This is a genomic window from Faecalibacterium sp. AF27-11BH (assembly GCF_003603005.1).
GTDB lineage: Bacteria > Bacillota > Clostridia > Oscillospirales > Ruminococcaceae > Faecalibacterium > Faecalibacterium taiwanense.
In genome coordinates this window covers 24,717-43,292 of sequence record NZ_QVGS01000011.1, presented here as the reverse complement: position 1 = coordinate 43,292, position 18,576 = coordinate 24,717, and the positions used below count along the sequence as shown (strand labels likewise).

General features: G+C 58.3%; 15 protein-coding genes. 7 read left to right on the top strand and 8 right to left on the bottom strand.

Translation table 11 applies throughout. From position 1 onward, the window contains the following. Positions 1–214 precede the first annotated feature (214 nt). Positions 215–898 (top strand): 5'-methylthioadenosine/adenosylhomocysteine nucleosidase, encoded by a 684-nt coding sequence (locus tag DWY76_RS10700; RefSeq protein ID WP_120081328.1) that lies wholly within the window; start codon positions 215–217, stop codon positions 896–898. Positions 899–1,042: 144 nt separating this feature from the next. On the opposite strand, the gene DWY76_RS10695 is transcribed toward DWY76_RS10700, so the two are convergent. The 4 genes from DWY76_RS10695 to DWY76_RS10680 form a co-directional block, all read right to left on the bottom strand. Then, a complete protein-coding gene (locus DWY76_RS10695) occupies positions 1,043–1,483 on the bottom strand; it encodes a hypothetical protein (RefSeq protein WP_120081327.1) in 441 nt (146 codons plus the stop codon). A gap of 59 nt (positions 1,484–1,542) precedes the next feature. Then, the gene (locus tag DWY76_RS10690) at positions 1,543–2,331 is read right to left on the bottom strand and encodes a diguanylate cyclase (RefSeq protein ID WP_120081326.1); all 789 of its coding nucleotides are present in this window, start codon (positions 2,329–2,331) and stop codon (positions 1,543–1,545) included. Between the two features lie 279 nt (positions 2,332–2,610). After that, on the bottom strand, positions 2,611–4,152 hold the full coding sequence (malQ, locus tag DWY76_RS10685; protein ID WP_005938260.1) for a 4-alpha-glucanotransferase: 1,542 nt from the start codon (positions 4,150–4,152) through the stop codon (positions 2,611–2,613). Continuing rightward, positions 4,131–4,661: a hypothetical protein gene (locus tag DWY76_RS10680; RefSeq protein ID WP_120081325.1), complete on the bottom strand. Its 531-nt coding sequence runs from the start codon at positions 4,659–4,661 to the stop codon at positions 4,131–4,133. Before DWY76_RS10680 ends, malQ begins: the two co-directional genes overlap by 22 nt. 23 nt (positions 4,662–4,684) lie before the next feature. Here DWY76_RS10680 and DWY76_RS10675 point away from each other — a divergent pair, with 23 nt between their 5' ends. The 5 genes from DWY76_RS10675 to DWY76_RS10655 all read left to right on the top strand — a co-directional run bounded on the left by DWY76_RS10675 (position 4,685) and on the right by DWY76_RS10655 (position 10,625). Beyond that, positions 4,685–5,872: an alanyl-tRNA editing protein gene (locus DWY76_RS10675; protein WP_120081324.1), complete on the top strand. Its 1,188-nt coding sequence runs from the start codon at positions 4,685–4,687 to the stop codon at positions 5,870–5,872. 169 nt (positions 5,873–6,041) lie between these two features. Further along, on the top strand, positions 6,042–6,812 hold the full coding sequence (trmB, locus tag DWY76_RS10670) for a tRNA (guanosine(46)-N7)-methyltransferase TrmB (protein WP_120081323.1): 771 nt from the start codon (positions 6,042–6,044) through the stop codon (positions 6,810–6,812). Continuing rightward, positions 6,805–6,984, top strand: a complete 180-nt coding sequence (locus DWY76_RS10665) for a DUF6472 family protein (RefSeq protein ID WP_120081322.1) — start codon at positions 6,805–6,807, stop codon at positions 6,982–6,984. Before trmB ends, DWY76_RS10665 begins: the two co-directional genes overlap by 8 nt. A 36-nt stretch (positions 6,985–7,020) precedes the next feature. Next, positions 7,021–8,124, top strand: a complete 1,104-nt coding sequence (locus DWY76_RS10660; protein WP_120081321.1) for a putative ABC transporter permease — start codon at positions 7,021–7,023, stop codon at positions 8,122–8,124. A 200-nt stretch (positions 8,125–8,324) separates the two neighbouring features. Next, positions 8,325–10,625, top strand: coding sequence for a GGDEF domain-containing protein (locus DWY76_RS10655; RefSeq protein ID WP_120081320.1), 2,301 nt, complete (start codon positions 8,325–8,327; stop codon positions 10,623–10,625). A 108-nt stretch (positions 10,626–10,733) separates the two neighbouring features. Here the strand turns inward: DWY76_RS10655 and DWY76_RS10650 are convergent, their stop codons facing one another. Further along, positions 10,734–11,654, bottom strand: coding sequence for a sugar phosphate nucleotidyltransferase (locus DWY76_RS10650; protein WP_097774179.1), 921 nt, complete (start codon positions 11,652–11,654; stop codon positions 10,734–10,736). A 296-nt stretch (positions 11,655–11,950) separates the two neighbouring features. On the opposite strand from DWY76_RS10650, the gene DWY76_RS10645 reads away from it, so the two are divergent. Beyond that, positions 11,951–12,472, top strand: a complete 522-nt coding sequence (locus DWY76_RS10645) for a hypothetical protein (protein WP_120081319.1) — start codon at positions 11,951–11,953, stop codon at positions 12,470–12,472. 507 nt (positions 12,473–12,979) lie between these two features. On the opposite strand, the gene thrS is transcribed toward DWY76_RS10645, so the two are convergent. From thrS to DWY76_RS10630, 3 genes are all read right to left on the bottom strand, one after another. Next, positions 12,980–14,764 (bottom strand): threonine--tRNA ligase, encoded by a 1,785-nt coding sequence (gene thrS / locus DWY76_RS10640; RefSeq protein ID WP_005938348.1) that lies wholly within the window; start codon positions 14,762–14,764, stop codon positions 12,980–12,982. A gap of 365 nt (positions 14,765–15,129) precedes the next feature. Beyond that, complete coding sequence (locus DWY76_RS10635; protein ID WP_120081318.1) at positions 15,130–16,398, bottom strand: chloride channel protein; 1,269 nt, start codon at positions 16,396–16,398, stop codon at positions 15,130–15,132. A 207-nt stretch (positions 16,399–16,605) separates the two neighbouring features. Beyond that, positions 16,606–18,351 (bottom strand): ammonium transporter, encoded by a 1,746-nt coding sequence (locus tag DWY76_RS10630; RefSeq protein ID WP_120081317.1) that lies wholly within the window; start codon positions 18,349–18,351, stop codon positions 16,606–16,608. Positions 18,352–18,576: the final 225 nt, after the last annotated feature.

Genomic DNA, 18,576 nt, shown 5'->3' with positions numbered 1-18,576 from the left:
CTTCCCCCGGCCGGGGGAAGTCTTTCCTCTCAGGGGGAGCTCGATTGCAGCGAACCGGAAGAGCCATAAAAGCTCTCCCTTTGGGAGAGCTGGCATCGCGCAGCGATGACTGAGAGGGTTCGTTCCCCAGCCTTCCTGAATTAAAAAGAGTCATTCCCCTGAATATGGCCAGAGCGCACGCGTCGGCCATTTAAAATCGTAAAAGAGGTTTCCTATGATTTTCGGTATTATGGGCGCAATGCCCGATGAAGTCGATCAGCTGTGTGCAAAGCTGGAAAACGTCACCGTGGAGCCCTACGGCGGCGTGGATTACCACAAGGGCACGCTGGCCGACAGACAGGTGGTGGTGTGCTGTGCCGGCATGGGCAAGGCCAATGCCGCCGCCACCACGCAGGTGCTCATCACAAAATTCGGCGCGGAGAAGATCATCTTTTCCGGCATCGCAGGCAATATGACCTCGAAGATCGGCATTGGTGATGTGGTCATCGGCAAGACCGTGCTGTACCACGACGCACAGCTGGACATGATCTGCCAGAACCCGCCGTTCCTCAAGGAATACACCGGCGACCCGGAGCTGATCGCTGCCGCCGAAAAAGCCTGCGCCGAAGCGGGTGTGAAGGCTCTGGTGGGCAAGATCACCACCGGCGACCTGTTTGTGGGCGACAGTGAAACCAAGGCTGCCATTGAAGCCAAATGCGCCCCCGACTGCGTGGAGATGGAGGGTGCCGCTGTGAGCCAGATCGCCGCCAAGAACGGTGTGCCCTGCGTCATCCTGCGCGCCATGAGCGACAACGCTGACGAGGACGGCCACGAGGTGCTGGTGGTGAAAAAGTTCAGCATTGCTGAATATGTAGCCACCGCCACCAAGATCGTGGCAGCAATGGTGGAAGCACTGTAAAAAAGAACCCTCTCAGTCAATGCTTCGCATTGCCAGCTCCCCCGAAAGGGGGAGCTTTTGACATTCCGGAAACGTTTTCCGTTTTGCCAATGGCTCGCCCTTCGGGAGAGCTGGCGAACAAAGTGAGCCTGAGAGGGTTTTCTTTTACAAGAACTGTTCCAGCCTTACCCGGCTATCCTCCTGAAACTCCTGCAGTCTTTGGGCAAGGCGCTTTGCGCCGGGCGCGGCATTGGGGTAATCCTTCTGGGCCTTTACGCAGTCCACCACCCCCATGCCGCTGCCCTGTGTGAGCATCTCGGCCAGATTGCGGGTGGACTTGTCCGTGAGGGTCTTCATACTGATGCCCATTTTCGTGTTCAGCTTTGCCATGGCGCTCTGCCCCTGCGCGGTGCCGCCGCAGGCCTCGATGGCGGTGTGCGCTTCCTGATTGAGCTGGTGGTACACATTGCGCTGGCGCAGCAGCTCGGCCTTGAACTGCACATCGTCGGTCATCGGCACGATCTGTTCCAAGGTGTTCTTGCCCATCTCGGTATTCTGCACCACGGCTTCCAGCAGGTTCAGGTTGTCGTTTTTCTGGTTTTCCATACAAAAAATCCCCCTTCTGGCCTTAGTCTGCGCCAAAAGGGGGATTTTATACACTGGTTTTATTCTGCACGCATCTGATCGCCGCCGGCGTTCTGTGCCTCCCGCAGGCGTGCATCGCACAGCTCGTACAGCGCCTGCCAGTTCTTTGCAGAGACATTCTCCAGCCCGGCTGCGCCGCAGCTCAGGGTAAAGGGTACCCGGCGCATCATGCCGGTGGTGGTGATGCATTCCCGGGGCATCTGCCGATACAGGTTCTGCATTTCCTCTGCCAGCTGCTTGCCGTCGGCATCCAGACAGCCCACCGCAAAGATGCTGCCGGTCAGGCGGCAGACCACGCGGGTCGCAGGGGTATCAAAGTTCTTTTTCCACTGGTTGCCCACAAAGCAGTGCAGTTGGTCCATCACAGGCTGGCCGTAGGTATCCCGCAGCTTCTGGCCGTTGTCGATGCTCACCAGTGCCACGGCCGCTTTGCGGCCCTGCGCTGCACACTGTTCCAGCTTTTGGGCAAACACCGTTTCCAGATAGCGGCGGTTGTACACGCCGGTAAGGAAATCGTGGCTCATATCCTCGCGGCACAGTTCCCGCTCCCGGGGTGTCATGCGCTCTTCCGGCAGCACATTGCCTGCCAGCGGTGCACTCATTTCCAGCTCCCAGCATTTGCCGTCCGCTTCCACTCTGCGGTGCAGCACACAGTCCACACGGCCATTGCGCAGCTCGTAGTCCACCCGCAGGCCATCGTCCTGCCAGCCGTCACAAAGCGGTGCTTCGGTCAGGGTCACTGCCTCAAATACGGCCTGCGCTGAGCGCGCAAGTTCCCGCAGATCCTGCTCGGTACATTCTTTCTTCATGTAATTTTCCCCATCATCTGCGCACGCGGCGCTCCCGTATCCCGCGTGCAGTCACCTGTTCCCCATACGTTCAGGAACCATCTGCCGCATTATGCATCCCGCGCCCGCCCTGTTTCCGGAAATGCCGGGAACGCATCAGGCAAAGAAAAATGGCATAATGCTGCTTTAGCAACATTATACCATTCAGCTTCCGATTTTACCAGCAAAACGCACAATTTTCTGCCGGAGTTTTTATATTTTCGTCAAATTGCTAAGCTCCCGCCGCTCTGTGCCTTCTGTTTATACGCGGCAGTACACACTGCACTCGTCGTGGATGGTCTTGGCCAGTGCCTTGGCGGCAAAGCCGTCAGCGGCGCGCCATGCCCAGTTTCCACCCAGCTTGCCGGGGGTATTCAGGTGTGCTTCCGCACCCAGACCCAGCCAGTCGTACATGGGGATGATGGCCCGGTCAGCCACCGACCCCAGCGCTGCGCGCAGCAGAGCGATGCGGACATCATCGGTCCGGATGGCCGCCAGCTCCTTTGCGGTGGGCTTTACGCCGGTCAGGTGCAGGTAAGCGGCAGCGGCAGCCTTTTCCTTTTCGGAAGCGCCGTTCTCCCACCAGTCGGTCAGGGTGGTGTTATCGTGGGTGCCGGGATACACTACGCTGTTCTTGACGTGGTTGTGGGGCAGATACTCGCTGTCCCCACCGCTGAAGGCGAACTGCAGCACCTTCATGCCCGGGAAGGTGCTGTCGGCCAGCAGCTTTCGCACGCTGGGGAACAGTTCACCCAGATCCTCGGCAATGATGGGCAGCTTGCCAAGGGCAGCTTCCAGCGCATCGAACAGCTCCATGCCGGGGCCGTTCTCCCACTTGCCGGTGCGGGCGGTGGTGCTGTCCGCCGGAATGGCCCAATAGGTATCGAAGCCGCGGAAGTGGTCGATGCGCAGCAGGTCGTAGATGCCCAGTGCGTGGCGCACCCGGCGCACCCACCACGCGTAGCCGGTCTTTTTGTGGTAGGCCCAGTTGTACAGCGGGTTGCCCCACAGCTGACCGTCAGCAGAGAAGTAATCCGGCGGGCAGCCCGCCACACGGGCAAAGCCGCCGTCGGCGTCCAGCTCAAACAGCGCGCCGCCCACCCATGCATCCACCGAGTCGGCAGAGACATAGATGGGGATATCGCCCAAAATCTGCACGTCCTTTTTGTTGGCGTAGGCCTTCACCGCCTGCCACTGGGCCGCAAACTTGTACTGCACGAACTTCCAGAAGCCGATCTCCTCCTCGTTTTCGGCGGCAAAGGCAGCAAGGGCCTTCTTGTCGCGCAGGCGGTAGGGCTTGTCCCACTCCACCCAGTTCTTCATGCCGTTGGCCACTTTCAGGGCCATGTACAGGGCGTAGTCGTCCAGCCATTCCTCATTGGCGAGGGTAAAGGCATAATAATCATCCGGGAAGTAATAGCTGCAGCCGTGCAGCCCGGCGCACTGCTTGCGCCATGCGGCGTAGGCGGTGCGCAGGACTTTAAAGCGGCTCACATACAAAGTGCCGTAGTCCACCTCTTTGGGGTCTGTGCCCCATTTTTCGGCCTTGAGCTGGGCGGCGGTGAGCAGGCCTTCTTCCTTCAAAGCGTCGAGGTCGATAAAATAGGGGTTGCCCGCAAAGGCCGAGCAGCTCTGATAGGGGCTGTCACCGTAGCCGGTGGGACTGAGCGGCAGGATCTGCCAGATCTTCTGGCCCGCTTGTGCCAGAAAATCCACAAACTTGAATGCTTCCTTGCCAAAGCAGCCAATACCGTAAGGGCCGGGCAGGCTGGACACCGGCATCAGGATTCCACTTTCACGCATGCTATTACCTTCCTCATTTTTAACATTTTATGGGAATATCGTTGTTTCTTATCATAACATATCCGCAGACTATTTTCCACAGGCAAAAAACGTGGTATACTTATTTTTAAACTGGGTGTGTATCCCTTTTTCGATTTTAAATAGCCTCCGCTTTCGCTCTGGCTATGTTCAGCGGAATCTAGATTTTTTATTTCGCGTTTGTCGCGGCCTGCGGAACTTGTCGGGGCAAGGCCCCCTCCATCTGCTGACGCAGACCGCTCGCCGCTTAAAAGCCCCACCGGGGCTTTCATTGCTGCGCAAACGCGGGCCGCTCCAAACGCATTTTCACCAGAAGGGCCGAAACCGGCAGATGCAGTAAAATCTCTTTTGTTGTTGGCCTTTACGGCCCCTTGCGTGAAAAAGCAGAATTGGAACGACCGCAGTCGTTCCAATTCTGCAAAAATAAAAATAAATTTTCCGCTGAATATGGCCAGAGCCTGCGGCGGCCATTTTAAATCGTCAAACTGCACCCTGAACAGGAGGTACCCGCGCCATGCAGCGCACAGAAAAATACTTTGAACAGGACGCTTTCCGCACCCAGTGCGAGAGCACCATCCTTGCCGCAGAGCCGGACGAAAAGACCGGCGGCGGGCGCATTGCGCTGGACGGCACGGTGTTCTACCCGGAGGGCGGCGGTCAGCCTGCCGACCGGGGCACCCTGACCCTGCCGGACGGTGCCACGCTGAATGTGACCGCTGTGCACGAGCATGACGGCATCCTCTGGCACAGCGTGGACGCTCTGCCGGAAAGCGCTGTTCCCGGCACTGCCGTTTCCGGCTGCATCGACTGGGAATGGCGCTTTGACAAAATGCAGCAGCACACCGGTGAGCACATCCTTTCCGGCATCCTGCACCAGATGTTCGGGGCCGAGAACGTGGGCTTCCACATCGGTTCCGAGGCTGTGCGCATGGACACCAGCGTGCCCATTTCTGCCGAGGGCCTGCAGGCAGCCGAGCTTGCCGCCAACCGCATCGTGTGGCAGGATGTGCCGGTGCTGGTCAGCTACCCCACCCGGGAGGAGCTTGCCGCCCTTGTCTACCGCTCCAAAAAGGAGATCGAAGGGCAGGTGCGCATCGTGACCATTCCCGGTGCGGATGTCTGCGCCTGCTGCGGCACTCACACCCGCACCACCGGACAGGTGGGACAGATCAAAATTCTGGCCAGCGAGAACTACAAGGGCGGCGTGCGGCTGAGCGTGGTGTGCGGCCAGCGGGCATTGCTTGCTGCACAGGCTATGCGCCAGCGGCAGGCAGAGATCGGGGCACTGCTCTCGGCCAAAGCCGACCAGACCGCTGTGGCGGTGCATCGCGTCTACGATGAGTATACTGCGCTCAAGTTTACACACTTTGGTGTATGTTCTCAGCTGTTCGATGCACTTGCCCAGCTGGCAAACCCTGGTGAGGATGCCATCCGCACAGTGCCCGGCCTTGACCCGGACGGCCTGCACCGGCTGGCGGTGCGCCTGACCGAAGCCACCACCGGTCTCTGCGCCGCCCTGACCCCCACCGAAAAGGGCACCGGCTACTGCATCGCGCAGGCAGACGGCGATGTGCGCGCCCTGACCAAAGCCCTGAACGCCGCCCTGAACGGACGCGGCGGCGGCAAGCCCGGCATCTGTCAGGGCAGCTGCGCCGCTGCACCGGAACAGGTGGAGGAATTTTTGCGGGAGCAGAATTTGTAAGCATCCTCGCCCTCTCCGTCTTTGCTTCGCAAAGCCACCTCTCCCAAAGGGAGAGGCTTTGGCAGTACGGAAAGCCTTCCGGCTTTGCCAAGGGCTCCCCCTTTGGGGGAGCTGGCGCGTCAGCGCCTGAGAGGGCGAGCCACGTTAATTTTAAGGAGAACAACAAACTATGAGAATGCGTTTCAAACCCTATGCCCACGACGAGCTGATGGCAGCCGACTTCCATGTGCACGAGCCGCTGATCTGGGGCGGCAGGTGGCACGCCCAGTATGCCCGCCCGGAGCAGCCCTTTGTGCTGGAACTGGGCTGCGGCAAGGGCGGCTTCATCTCCCAGCTGGCCTGTGCCCACCCGGAAAACAACTATCTGGGCATTGATATCACCGATAAGGTGCTCATCCTCGCCAAGCGCAAGATCGAAGCCGCCTATCAGGCTGCAGGCCGCCCCATCGACAACGTGAAGATCATGAGCACCGACATCGAGCGCATCAAGGGGGTCATTACCGCCGAGGATACGGTCAGCCGCATCTACATCAACTTCTGCAATCCGTGGAGCAAAAACGGCTCTTCCCACAAGCACCGCCTCACCTACCCGCGCCAGCTCATCAACTACCGTGAGTTCCTCAAGGACGGCGGCGAGATCTACTTCAAGACCGACGACGATGATCTGTTCCGCGACAGTCTGGAATACTTCCCCGCTTCCGGCTACGACATCGAGTGGATGACCTTTGACCTCCATGAGAACGAGCCGGAGTGGAACATCCGCACCGAACACGAGGGCATGTTCACCGAAATGGGCATCAAGATCAAGGCCCTGATCGCCCGCAAGGACCCGGACCCCGCCAGCGTGACCTGGATCGAGCCGAAGATCCTCAAGCGTCAGGCCCGCGAAGCGGCCGAGGCTGCTGCCAAGGCTGCACAGGAAGGCGAAGGCAATGAATGACCCCTGCGAGATCTGCCTGAACAATGTGCAGGACGAGTACGGCAGCTGGTACTGTGCTCAGGGCGGCTGTCTGGACGAGGACGAGATGGCCCGCTATCTTTCCTGCAGCACGGCCGCCTGCCCGTTCTTTGAGCCGGGCGATGAATACAAGATCATACAAAAACAGAACTGACCTGCACAGCAGCCTGATTCTCACAGGAGGTGTTTTATGCTCAACTTTCTCACGACCACCACAGTATGCGGCTTTTCGCTGTATCATGTGCTGGCCTTCTTTCTCATTTATTCCTGCACCGGCTGGTGTCTGGAGGTCATCTTTGCCGCCGCCACCACCGGTCAGCTGGTGAACCGCGGCTTTCTCAACGGCCCGGTGTGCCCCATTTACGGCTTCGGCATGGTCATTGTGCTGTTCACCCTGACCCCTTTGCAGGACAGCGTCCTGCTGCTGTACATCGGCGGTGTCATCCTGCCCAGTGCGCTGGAACTGGTAGGCGGCTGGGCACTGTATAAGCTTTATCATACCCGCTGGTGGGACTACAGCGACTTTCCCTTCAACATTGGCGGCTATATCTGTCTGGAATTCAGCCTGCTGTGGGGCGTGGGCACGCTGGTGGTCATGCGCATCGTCCACCCGGTCGTCGCCGGTCTTGTGGATATGGTCCCGCCCTTTGTGGGCTTTGTCGTTATGTGTGTGCTCTATGCAGTCTACGCGGCAGACGTAGTCGTTACGGCCTTTGCCGCCTCCGGTCTGGCCAAGACGCTGGATGCCATGGAGCAGCTGGCCGACAGTATCCATGCCGTCAGCGATGCCATGACCCAGCTGCTGGGCACCACCACCCTGAACGCCGACCAGAAGCTGGACGAGCAGCGCCTGCAGCTCAAGCTTGCTGCCGCTGAGGCCCGCGAAGCCGCACCGAAAAAGCGCGCCCTGCGTGAAACGCTGGCCGCCGTCCGTGCCAAGACCGAAGAGGCCCGCGAGGCCGCAAAGCGTGCTTCCGAGATCGCCAAGCTCAACACGGCCGAAGCCGCCAAGGCTGCACAGCTGGCCGCCAAGGGCACGATGGAGCGCGCTGCCGAGCTGCTGCGTCTGGAACAGCTGGCCGAGGAGCTGCAGGCCCGCAGCGATGAAATGCAGGCCCAGCTGCTGCGCACCCCCCGCATCGTTGGCCCGCGCCGCATGCTGCGCGCCTTCCCCGGCCTGAAGCATGGCGTAAAAAAGACCACCCTCAAGGCCCTGCGCCTTGGTCTTGCCCGCCGGGAAAGCCCCGAAGAAGAACCGAAGAAAAACGGCTCCGACACTCGCAAGGATGCCTGAGACCGCTGCCCAAAAGACCGCTGCACAGGAATGCAGCGGTCTTTTTATGCCCCGCCTTTCGGACCCGTCCGGCGTTCCGTTCTTTTTTGCCGCAATGTCGCAATGTTTTAAATATCTATTTTCAAAGGTTTAAAATCGTGCTATACTGTTTTCTAAAATGCCATATTTTGTCGAAAACATCCAACAGCGAGGGATTTATCATGTCCGAAGAACTGAAGTCGAATGAAAATGTCGGCGCACCGCAACCCGATGCACTTGCACAGATCGCATCGGTAGACCCCAGCCCGGCCGTAGGCGGTATGCACCGCTTTACTCCGGCCATGCTCAGCCGTCTCAAGAAGCAGCGTCAGCTGCTGAGCGAGCTGGAGCACGCCCTGAAAAATCACGAGTTCTGCTTCTTTCTGCAGCCCAAGTGCAACAGCATGACCCGCGCCATCGTGGGCATGGAAGCACTGGTGCGCTGGAACCACCCCACCCGCGGCTGCGTGCCCCCGTCTGAGTTCATGCCCCTGCTGGAAAGCACCGGCCTTGTGACCCAGCTGGATCAGTACATCTGGGAGTCTGTCTGCAAGACCCTGCACAAGTGGCAGGAGAGCGGCAGCAATCTTGTGCCTGTATCTGTGAACGTTTCCGTGGTGGATATCGTCAATCTGGACGTGCCGCAGATCTTCTCCAACCTTGTGGAAAAGTATCAGCTGGAGCCCAAGCTCCTGCTGGCCGAGATCACCGAGACCATGCTGGCCGAAAACGCTTCTCTGGTGGAAAACACCATCCAGGGCCTGCACCGCAAAGGTTTCTCTGTGATGATGGACGACTTTGGCAGCGGCTATTCTTCGCTGAATATGCTCAAGGACACCAACGTGGATGCCATCAAGCTGGACATGAAGCTCATCGACATGAACCAGCAAAACCGCAGCAAGGGCGTGCAGATCGTGGAATCGGTGGTGGATATGGCCCACCGCCTGAATCTGCCCATCATCGCCGAGGGCGTGGAAACGCCGGAGCAGGTCTCCATGCTGCAGGCCGCCGACTGCCTGTATACGCAGGGCTATTATTTCTACAAGCCCATGCCGGTGGAGAATGCCGAGGCCCTGCTGGCCCAGCCCAACAGCGAGGATTACTGGGATATGCGCCGCGACCTGATGTGCCGTGACCGCCGGGCACCCATCTCCGACAGCGAACAGACCGCACTGGCGCTGCAGGCCTACCAGATCTTTGCGGATAATGTGCTGGAGCTTTCTCTGCTGAACCTTTCCACCGGCGAATACCGGGTCATCAAGCGGGATCCGCGCCTGCCCGGTGCGGGTTCGGACACTGAGGAGGACTTTGCCGCTTACTGTGAGCGCATGGTGACGAACAAGGTGATCCACCCGGACGACGCGGAGATGTTCACCGACCAGACCGATCTGGAGGCCCTGCGCTCCGCTGTTTTCAGCACCCAGCAGCCGGAGGCCTACCGCTTCCGCAAAAACGTGTCCGGCCAGTTCGTGTGGATCACCATGGAATTTCTGCCCTGCCGCAACTGCTGCGCCCAGAACCCATGGGCCACCGTGGTGGTGCGTGAGGATGCACAGGCCGACCATCTCAGCGAGGAGCTGGACTTCTCCTACAGCCACGACACCCTGACTGGCCTGCTGAACCGCAGCCTCTTCGAGACCGATCTGCGGACGCTGCAGGCCAGCGAATACGACTCCATGGTGTGCACCTATATCGATGTGGTGGGCCTGCACGAGATCAACAACCATCTGGGCCACCGCAGCGGCGATGCCATGCTCTGCTTCATTGCCAATGCGGCCCGCAAGTTCTTTGCTTCCAGCCGCATCTACCGCATCGGCGGTGACGAATTCGTGATCCTCACCCCGAACCAGCCGCCCTACAGCGTGTGGGTGGCTGTGGACAAGATGCGTGCTTTCTTGCGCGAGAAGGAATATGAGGTCTCGGTGGGCATTCAGAGCACCAACGACCTGCACCGGCTGGACGATGCCATGAATCAGGCCGAAGCTGCCATGCGGCAGGACAAGCAGGCCTATTATGCCCGCAACGGCCAGGAGCGCCAGCTGCGGGGCCTGAACGAGAAGCTGGAGCAGACCCTGACCGAAAAGCGGGATGCCGAGCATTTCCTGCGGGTCCTTGCCCCCAAGTACAAAAGCGTGTTCGTTGTGGATCTGAAGACCGACCGTATGCGCGGCGTGATCGTCCCGGACTATTTCCAGAAAATTCTGGACACCTCCGGCGGCTCTTTCCTCGCCGTTCTGCAGCAGTACCGTGATACGCAGGTGCAGCCCGCCTACCGCGAGAGTCTGGCGGACCTGCTGGACTACAACTATATCCGCAGCAAGGTCCTGACCGGCGACATCGTGGAGCACACCTATAAAAAGACCGACGACACCACCTTCCGCGTCAAGGTGACACCCTACTCCAGGAGTGGCTCTCATATCGATGAAACGCTCTGGATCTTCTCGGATGAAGGGGCATCCCTTACCCCTCCCCAGACAAAATAAGTGATTAAACGTTAAAAAATCGGAAACGACTGCGGTCGTTTCCGATTTTTGTTTTTACAGAAAAGTTGTGCCGGGTGCCCAGAGCCAAGCGGAGGGCATTTTAAATGGTCAGGCCCACAGATTTTCCGGGTACTGGCCCTCTGCCGTTTTGCGGGCGATGGCTTCCACCACCAGCGGCTTGTCCTCACGGTAGGTAACGCCGTACCATTTATCCGTGCTGCGCAGCACCTGAATTTTTGCCTTGCCCTCTTCGATCAGCTCCGTGACCACCAGCGGCAGGAAATACTCACACTTGAGCGGGTTTTTGGGCAGATTTTCGGTCAGCCAACCCGCAAAGCGCTGCTCGGCTTCGTCCAGAAAGCTTTTGCCGAAGCCCCACAGGTTCATGCTCACCGGGGTATCGCCAGGCAGGTCGGTCCAGCTTGCGCCGCCGTCCTCGGTGAAGTGTACGCCGTTTTCGTACGTTTCAATGCGGGTGCGTTCGGTCACACTGTGCAGAGTGCCGTCGGGTTCGGTCACGCATACGCCGCGGGCCACGCTGCCATTCTCGGAGACAGTGTTCCGGAGCAGATAGCTTACCATGCAGTAGTCGTAATAGCTGCCGTCCTCGTGGGTGGACAGGTAATCATACATCACCCGGAAGGCCTCCGGGCCGTAATAATCATCGGCATTGATGACCGCAAACGGGCCGTCGATGAGGTCCTTTGCAGCCAGAACGGCGTGGCAGGTGCCCCAGGGCTTGACACGGCCCTCCGGCACGGCAAAGCCTGCGGGCAGCTCATCCAGCTGCTGGAAGGCGTATTTCACGTTCATGGCCTTGGATACACGCTCGCCGATGGCTGCCTTGAAAGCATCCTCGATCTCATGCTTGATAACAAAGATCACCGTCTCAAAGCCTGCGCGGCGGGCATCGTAAAGGGAATAATCCACGATCACCTGACCGTTCGGCCCCACCGGGTCGATCTGCTTCATGCCGCCGTAGCGGCTGCCCATGCCAGCCGCCATGACCACCAGTACCGGTTTGTTCATATAAGGTTCCTCCCATATCTGAGCCGCAGCCGCGGCAGAATATTTATTGTCTCATTATACTCCATTTTGGACAGAAAAACAATTTGAAATGGCTCCGCCTCGCTCTGCCATTTTTCAATCGTCCCTTCGTTACGCAAGTTAAAATTTCCAAAATATGCAATTTATTCTTGCAAAAGTATTGTTTTTGCCATGTGAATATTGTATAATGGCGGCATCAATGCAGGTTTTACCTGTCAAAAAGCGTCCTTTAGTGAAAGCAAAGCTTTCCAATACGATCAAGAAAGAGGTATTTTATCATGAATGAAGCCGTTACCAAGCGCTTTCTGCTGTATTTCCGCCTGATGCTGCTGGTGTGGATCCTGATCGCCAATGCCATCATCCATGTGACCGGTCTGGAGTACAGCTGGCTGATCTTTCTGAGCAATATCATGATGTTCACGCTGGAAGGCGATGTGAAGGATCGCTTCGTCACCGTTGAGCTGGGTGGTCTTGTGGGCCTGATCCTCACTGTGATCGCTCTGCTTTCCATCACGGCCCTGACCCCGGTGCTGGGCGGCTTCTTCGGCTTCCTCATCCCGCTGGCCGTGGTGCTGTTCATCCTCATCATCCTGCACCCCTACGCACCCAAGGTGCTGAACAACGTGGGCTTTGCCTACCTGACTGTGGCCTGCATCGACACCACCGCTCTGGCCACCCACCTGCCCCAGTTCTTCATCACCTTCATCGTGGGTTCGATCCTCTTCAACGGCGTGTGCGTGCTGCTGATGAAGCCCGCCAAGGCTCTGGCCGTCAAGAGCGTCCAGAAGGAAAACGTGTAACTCTCTTTACGGAGTATATAACATAAGCGAAGGCCCCGTTCCGATCGGAACAGGGCCTTCCCGTTTATGTGTTGTTATTTGCCGAAAATTGCACACTGTCGATTTTTGTGCTATACTGGTCGCGCTGCCCTTCCCATTCTGGCATCAGAAGGGGGTGAGGACCGATGAACTCAATTTTAGGCAACTTTCTCGTGGCTGTCGCAGCGCAGGTAACGGCAAACTATCTGTGCAAGTGGCTTGATAGTCACCGCAAGGGCAAGTAAGCACAAGAACCCCCTTGGAGCGGCAACTCCGAGGGGGTTCACTTTTGTGTGAGACCGATGTAATACTCAATCTCTATCAACTTTCTCTACCCTTATTATATGCATCCTTGCAAAAAAGTCAAGGCGGCGGTATTTTTTTCAGTTTGCGGCATCCATACGGATCCTTACATTCGTTGTTGCCATGCAAAAAAAGCGCCGCTCTCCCTTGCCGGGAAAGCGGCGCTTTGTGTTTTGCAGTGTCTGCTTACAGGCTGCGGTTGCGGATCTCGGCAGTCACCTTTGCGATGAATGCATCCAGCTCCATCGTGGTGGTCTCGCCCTTGCGGTCACGCACCGAGATGTTGCCTGCCTCGGCTTCCTTGGCACCCAGAACCAGCATATAAGGCACACGGTCCACCTGCTGTGCCTCGCGGATCTTGTAGCCGATCTTCTGGTTGTCGTCGTCCAGCACAACACGGACACCGGCTTCCACCAGCTTTTCGGTCACGCCCTCGGCGTAGTCCAGCGTCTTTTCGGAGACGGGCAGCACCTTGACCTGCGTGGGAGCCAGCCAGGTGGGGAACTTGCCCTTGGTCTCTTCGATCAGGTAGGCCATGAAGCGGTCCAGAGAGCCCAGAATGGCGCGGTGCAGCACCACAGGGGTCTTTTCGGTGCCGTCCTTGTCCACATAGGTCAGGTGGAACTTTGCGGGCAGGCAGAAGTCCAGCTGGCAGGTGGACAGGGTGTACTCGGCACCCACGGCGGGCTTGACGTTCACGTCCAGCTTGGGGCCGTAGAAGGCAGCCTCGCCGATCTCCTCGGTGAAGTGGATGCCCAGCTCGGTCAGCACTTCGCGCAGGGCCTGCTCTGCATGGTTCCACATGGCATCATCGTCGTGGTACTTCTTCTTATCGGCAGGATCACGCAGGCTCAGCACGCAGCGGTAATCGGTAATGTTGAAGTCCTTGTACACCTCAAAGATCAGGTCGCACACGTTTGCGACCTCGCTCTTGATCTGCTCCGGGGTGCAGAACAGGTGAGCATCGTTCTGGCAGAAGTGACGGCCGCGCTCGATGCCCTTCAGGGTGCCGGAGGACTCGTAACGGAAATCGTGGGCGATCTCACCGATGCGCATGGGCAGGTCACGGTAAGAATGGGGACGATTTGCGTAGATCATCATGTGGTGGGGGCAGTTCATCGGGCGCAGAACATAGCTCTCACCCTCCATCTCCATGGCGGGGAACATGTTCTCACGGTAGTGATCCCAGTGACCGGAGGTCTTATACAGGTTCACAGTGCCGATGCAGGGAGTCATAACGTGCAGGTAGCCGCGTGCACGCTCCTTCTCCTTGATATAGTTCTCCAGCTCCTGCCAGACGGTGTAGCCTGCGGGCAGGAACATGGGCAGGCCGCGGCCAACCAGATCGTCGGTCATGAACAGGCCCATTTCCTTGCCGATCTTGCGGTGATCGCGCTCACGGGCCTCCTGCTGCTCCTTCTCCCATGCATCCAGCTCTTCCTGATTGCGGAAGGCCACGCCATTGATGCGGGTGAGCATCTTGTTTTCCTTGTCGTTCTTCCAGTATGCGCCGGACTGCTGGGTGATCTTGAAGGCCTTCAGCGCCTTGGTGTAGGTCAGGTGGGGTCCGATGCACATATCCACGTACTCGCCCTGCTGGAAGAAGCTGAACTCAGTCTCATCGGCCAGATCCGCCATGTGCTCGATCTTGTAGTTCTCCTTGCGCTCTTCCATCAGCTTCACGGCCTCGGCGCGGGGCAGGATGAAGGGCTTGATGGGCAGGTTCTCCTTGACGATCTTGCGCATCTCTTTTTCGATGTTTGCCAGATCCTCGTCACTGAGCTTCTGGTCGCCCAGATCGACGTCGTAGTAGAAGCCGTTCTCGGTAGCGGGGCCGAAGGCGAAGTCAGCCTGCGGATACAGGCGCTTGATGGCCTGCGCCATGATGTGGGCTGCGGTGTGGCGGATAACGTGCAGTTCCTGATCCTGCGGGCACTCGTCCACATGGCCGTCCTTATAGATGATCTTCATAATGTTTGCTCCTTTGACTGATAAAGTAAAACAAAAAAGCGCTCCATCCCGCACACTTACTCACGGGATGAAGCGCCTGAAAAAATCAGAAACGTTCCACGGTTCCACCCGAATTGCGTGCTTTTCTGCACGCCACTCGCTGTGCTGTAACGGGCGCACCCGGCAGAGGTTCTCCTCTGCGCTCTGCGGTGGTAGAGCTCCGGCACATGACAGGCTGCTTGCAGCACCCTTGCGGGGCAGCCCTCTCTGCATCATGGAGACGGGAACTCAGTTTGTCCGCATCATCGCTTTTACAGGATGAAACTACGCTGATTGTAGCACGTCCCGCCGAAAAAATCAAGAGACGCAGCCATGAAATTTTTTCTTCATTTTTCTTCCTTCGGCTGCAGGAATTCCGAAAAAAGCTTGCTGGTGCGGAACCCCTGACTGGAGTACAGGCTGTGATAGCCGGAGAACATATAGCTCAGGCCGCAGGCCAGCGCCATCAGCTCAAACCCGGCCCCGCTGAACAGCTCAGCCGCCAGTACAATGGAAGCCACCAACGTATTGGTCGCCCCGCAGAACACGCACACCAGACCCACTGCAGCAGAAAAGCCCGCCGGGAGCCCCAGCAGCGGCCCCACCACGCAGCCAAACGTTGCGCCGATATAAAAACTCGGCACCACTTCGCCGCCCTTGAAGCCCACGCTCAGGGTCAGCACCGTAAGCACCATTTTGCACACAAAGTCCCACGGCAGAGCCTGCTCCAGCTCAACGGCATCCATAATGACATCCATGCCGGCACCGTTATAGCGGCCCACCCCCATCAGGTAGGACAGCGCCACCACAGCCGCACCGCCTGCAGCAGCCCGCACCCACGGATTCGGCAGCAGTTTGGGGATCTCATGCTCAAAAAAGTGCAGCATCTGGCAGAAAATCACCGCCACCACCGCGCAGCACATGGCCAGCACGGCGGTGCGCACCACCGTCCGGGCATCCAGCGGCGGCGCTTCCATCACAAACCGTGTGGGCGCAATGCCGGCCTTCAGCGAGATGCTGTATGCAATAAGCGCCGCCAGAAAGCCCGGCACGAACGCCACGGTCAGCATCAGGCCCACATCCACCACCATCATCGCAAACAGGGTCGCGGTCAGCGGTGTACCGAACAGCGCCGAAAAAAATGCCGCCATGCCGCACACGGTAGCCGTGCGGCAGTCATGATTGTTGAAGTGCAGCACCCGGCCAATATTCCAGCCGATGCTGCCGCCCATCTGCAGCGCTGCGCCCTCGCGGCCGGCCGAGCCGCCGCACAGATGGGTGAGCACAGTGCCCAGAAAGATGGCCGGGACCAGCCACGGCGTCACCGAGCTGCCATCCTGCACGGCCCGCAGCACATCGTTGGTGCCCTTGCCGACACAGCCCGTCGCCTTATACAGAGCCGTGATGGCGATGCCCGCCGCAGGCAGAAGCCATAGCAGCCAGACATGCTCCGTGCGCTGCTCGGTCACCCATTCCACTGCCAGATGGAACAGCGTTCCGATGCCGCCGCACAGCACGCCGGTGCACACAGCCAGAAGCGTCCAGCGGAACAGCGCCAGAAGCGAGACCCGGATCGCTTCCTTATAATGCAGGAACCATTCCTTTATTTTCCACATGTTTCTTCCCCGCACCTCTCTTATTTTCGATCTGATTTTGTCTATATGCGCCAAAACATAACATGTTTTTCTATCAATGTCAACCAAAGAACGGCAAAGGATATTATACAACTTTTACATACCCGGTAAAACAAATGCCAAAAGCCCCGCTTCTTTGTGCGCAGAAGCGGGGCTTTTGATTTGGTTGCCATTAGAAATTTTGGAGTTTTACTCCACATCCTGCAGGGCGGCAAAGTCCTCTTCGCCGGTGCGGATCTTGACCACGCGGGTCACGTTGTACACAAAGATCTTGCCGTCGCCGATGTGTCCGGTGTACAGTGCCTTCTTGGCGGCCTCCACCACAGCGTCCACGCTGATCTTGGAGACGATCACCTCCACCTTGATCTTGGGCAGCAGGGTGGTATCCACAGGCACGCCGCGGTACTTTTCGGAAGTGCCCTTCTGGATGCCGCAGCCCATCACCTGCGTGACGGTCATGCCGGTAACGCCCAGATCGTTGAGGGCAGTCTTAAGCTGATCGAACTTGGAAAGCTTTGCAATGATGGACACCTTGTGCATACCGGTGTCGTACACGCCATCGTGGATCACGGGCGAAGGCTCGCGCACCACAGGAACGGCAGCGCTGATCTGCTTGTCGGTGGCCTTTGTCACATCGTCCTCGCCGAGGTCGGTGTTCTCGTTGGGCACCATGGCAGCAGAGTTTGCATCGGAGATGGAGAAACCAGCGTAAGCGGATGCCAGGCCATGCTCGTGGATATCCAGACCGTCGATCTCCACCTCTGCGGGAACGCGCAGGCCGATGAACTTATCGATGAGCTTGAAGATAATGAACATCACAACGACAACGTAGATGTCAACGGTCACGAGGCCCAGCAGCTGGGTGCCCAGCTGTGCCAGACCGCCGCCGTAGAAGAGACCTGCGTGCTCGGTGTTGGCACCGGTGGAGAACAGGCCCACCGCAATGGTGCCCCACACGCCGTTTGCAAAGTGGACGGAAACTGCACCAACAGGGTCATCCACCTTGGCGATGTTATCGAAGAACTCAACGCTCAGAACAACGAGCAAGCCGGCCACAAAACCGATGAAGAATGCGCCGAAGGGAGAAACGGTATCGCAGCCTGCAGTAATCGCCACCAGACCGGCCAGAGAACCGTTCAGGGTCATGGAGACATCGGGCTTTCCGTAGCGCAGCCAGGTGAAGATCATAGTCACACAGGTGGCAACGGCTGCGGCAAGGTTGGTGTTGAAGCAGACCAGACCGGTCATGGTCATAGCCTCGTCGGTGGCAAGGCTCAGAGAAGAACCGCCGTTGAAGCCGAACCAGCAGAACCACAGGATGAACACGCCCAGAGCACCGGCGGTCAGGTTGTGGCCGGGAATGGCGTGAGGCTTGCCGTTCTTGTCGTACTTGCCGATGCGGGGACCCAGCATCCATGCGCCCAGCAGAGCGATGACACCGCCCACATTGTGGACTGCTGCAGAGCCTGCAAAATCATGGAAGCCCATGCTCTGCAGCCAGCCGCCGCCCCACATCCAGTGGCCGCAGATGGGGTAGACCACCAGCGAGATCGCAGCAGAATAAACGCAGTAAGCCTTGAAGTTGGTGCGCTCGGCCATGGAGCCGGAAACGATGGTGGCAGCCGTTGCGCAGAACACGGTCTGGAACACGATGTAGACCCACAGCGGGATATCCAGACCCAGATGGCTGTAATCGCCCTGAATGAACGGGTCGAAGCCGCCGATCAGTGCGCCGGTGCCGCCGAACATCAGGCCAAAGCCGATGATCCAGTAGCACGGGGTGCCGATGCAGAAGTCCATCATATTCTTCATCAGAATATTACCGGTGTTCTTGGCACGGGTGAAACCGGCTTCGCACAAGGCGAAGCCCGCCTGCATGAAGTAGACAAGGAACGCTGCAACCAGCGTCCAACAGGTGTTGATGGAGCTGAACATAACTTTTCATACCTCCCACGAATGTGATGCCGCAAGGCCACCAGAACCTTTTGGCGTGTGCGGTGTTCCCCGTGCCGATCGCACGCAGGAACGCTTCATTTGCACTCAGGAGACCCTCTATTTCCCCCCGAGCGGCAATATCCCCGAAAACACAAAAGGCGCTGGCGGAATCAATTCCGTCAGCGCCTTTGCTTTCGATGGCAAGAGTATAGTCCCTTTGTGCAA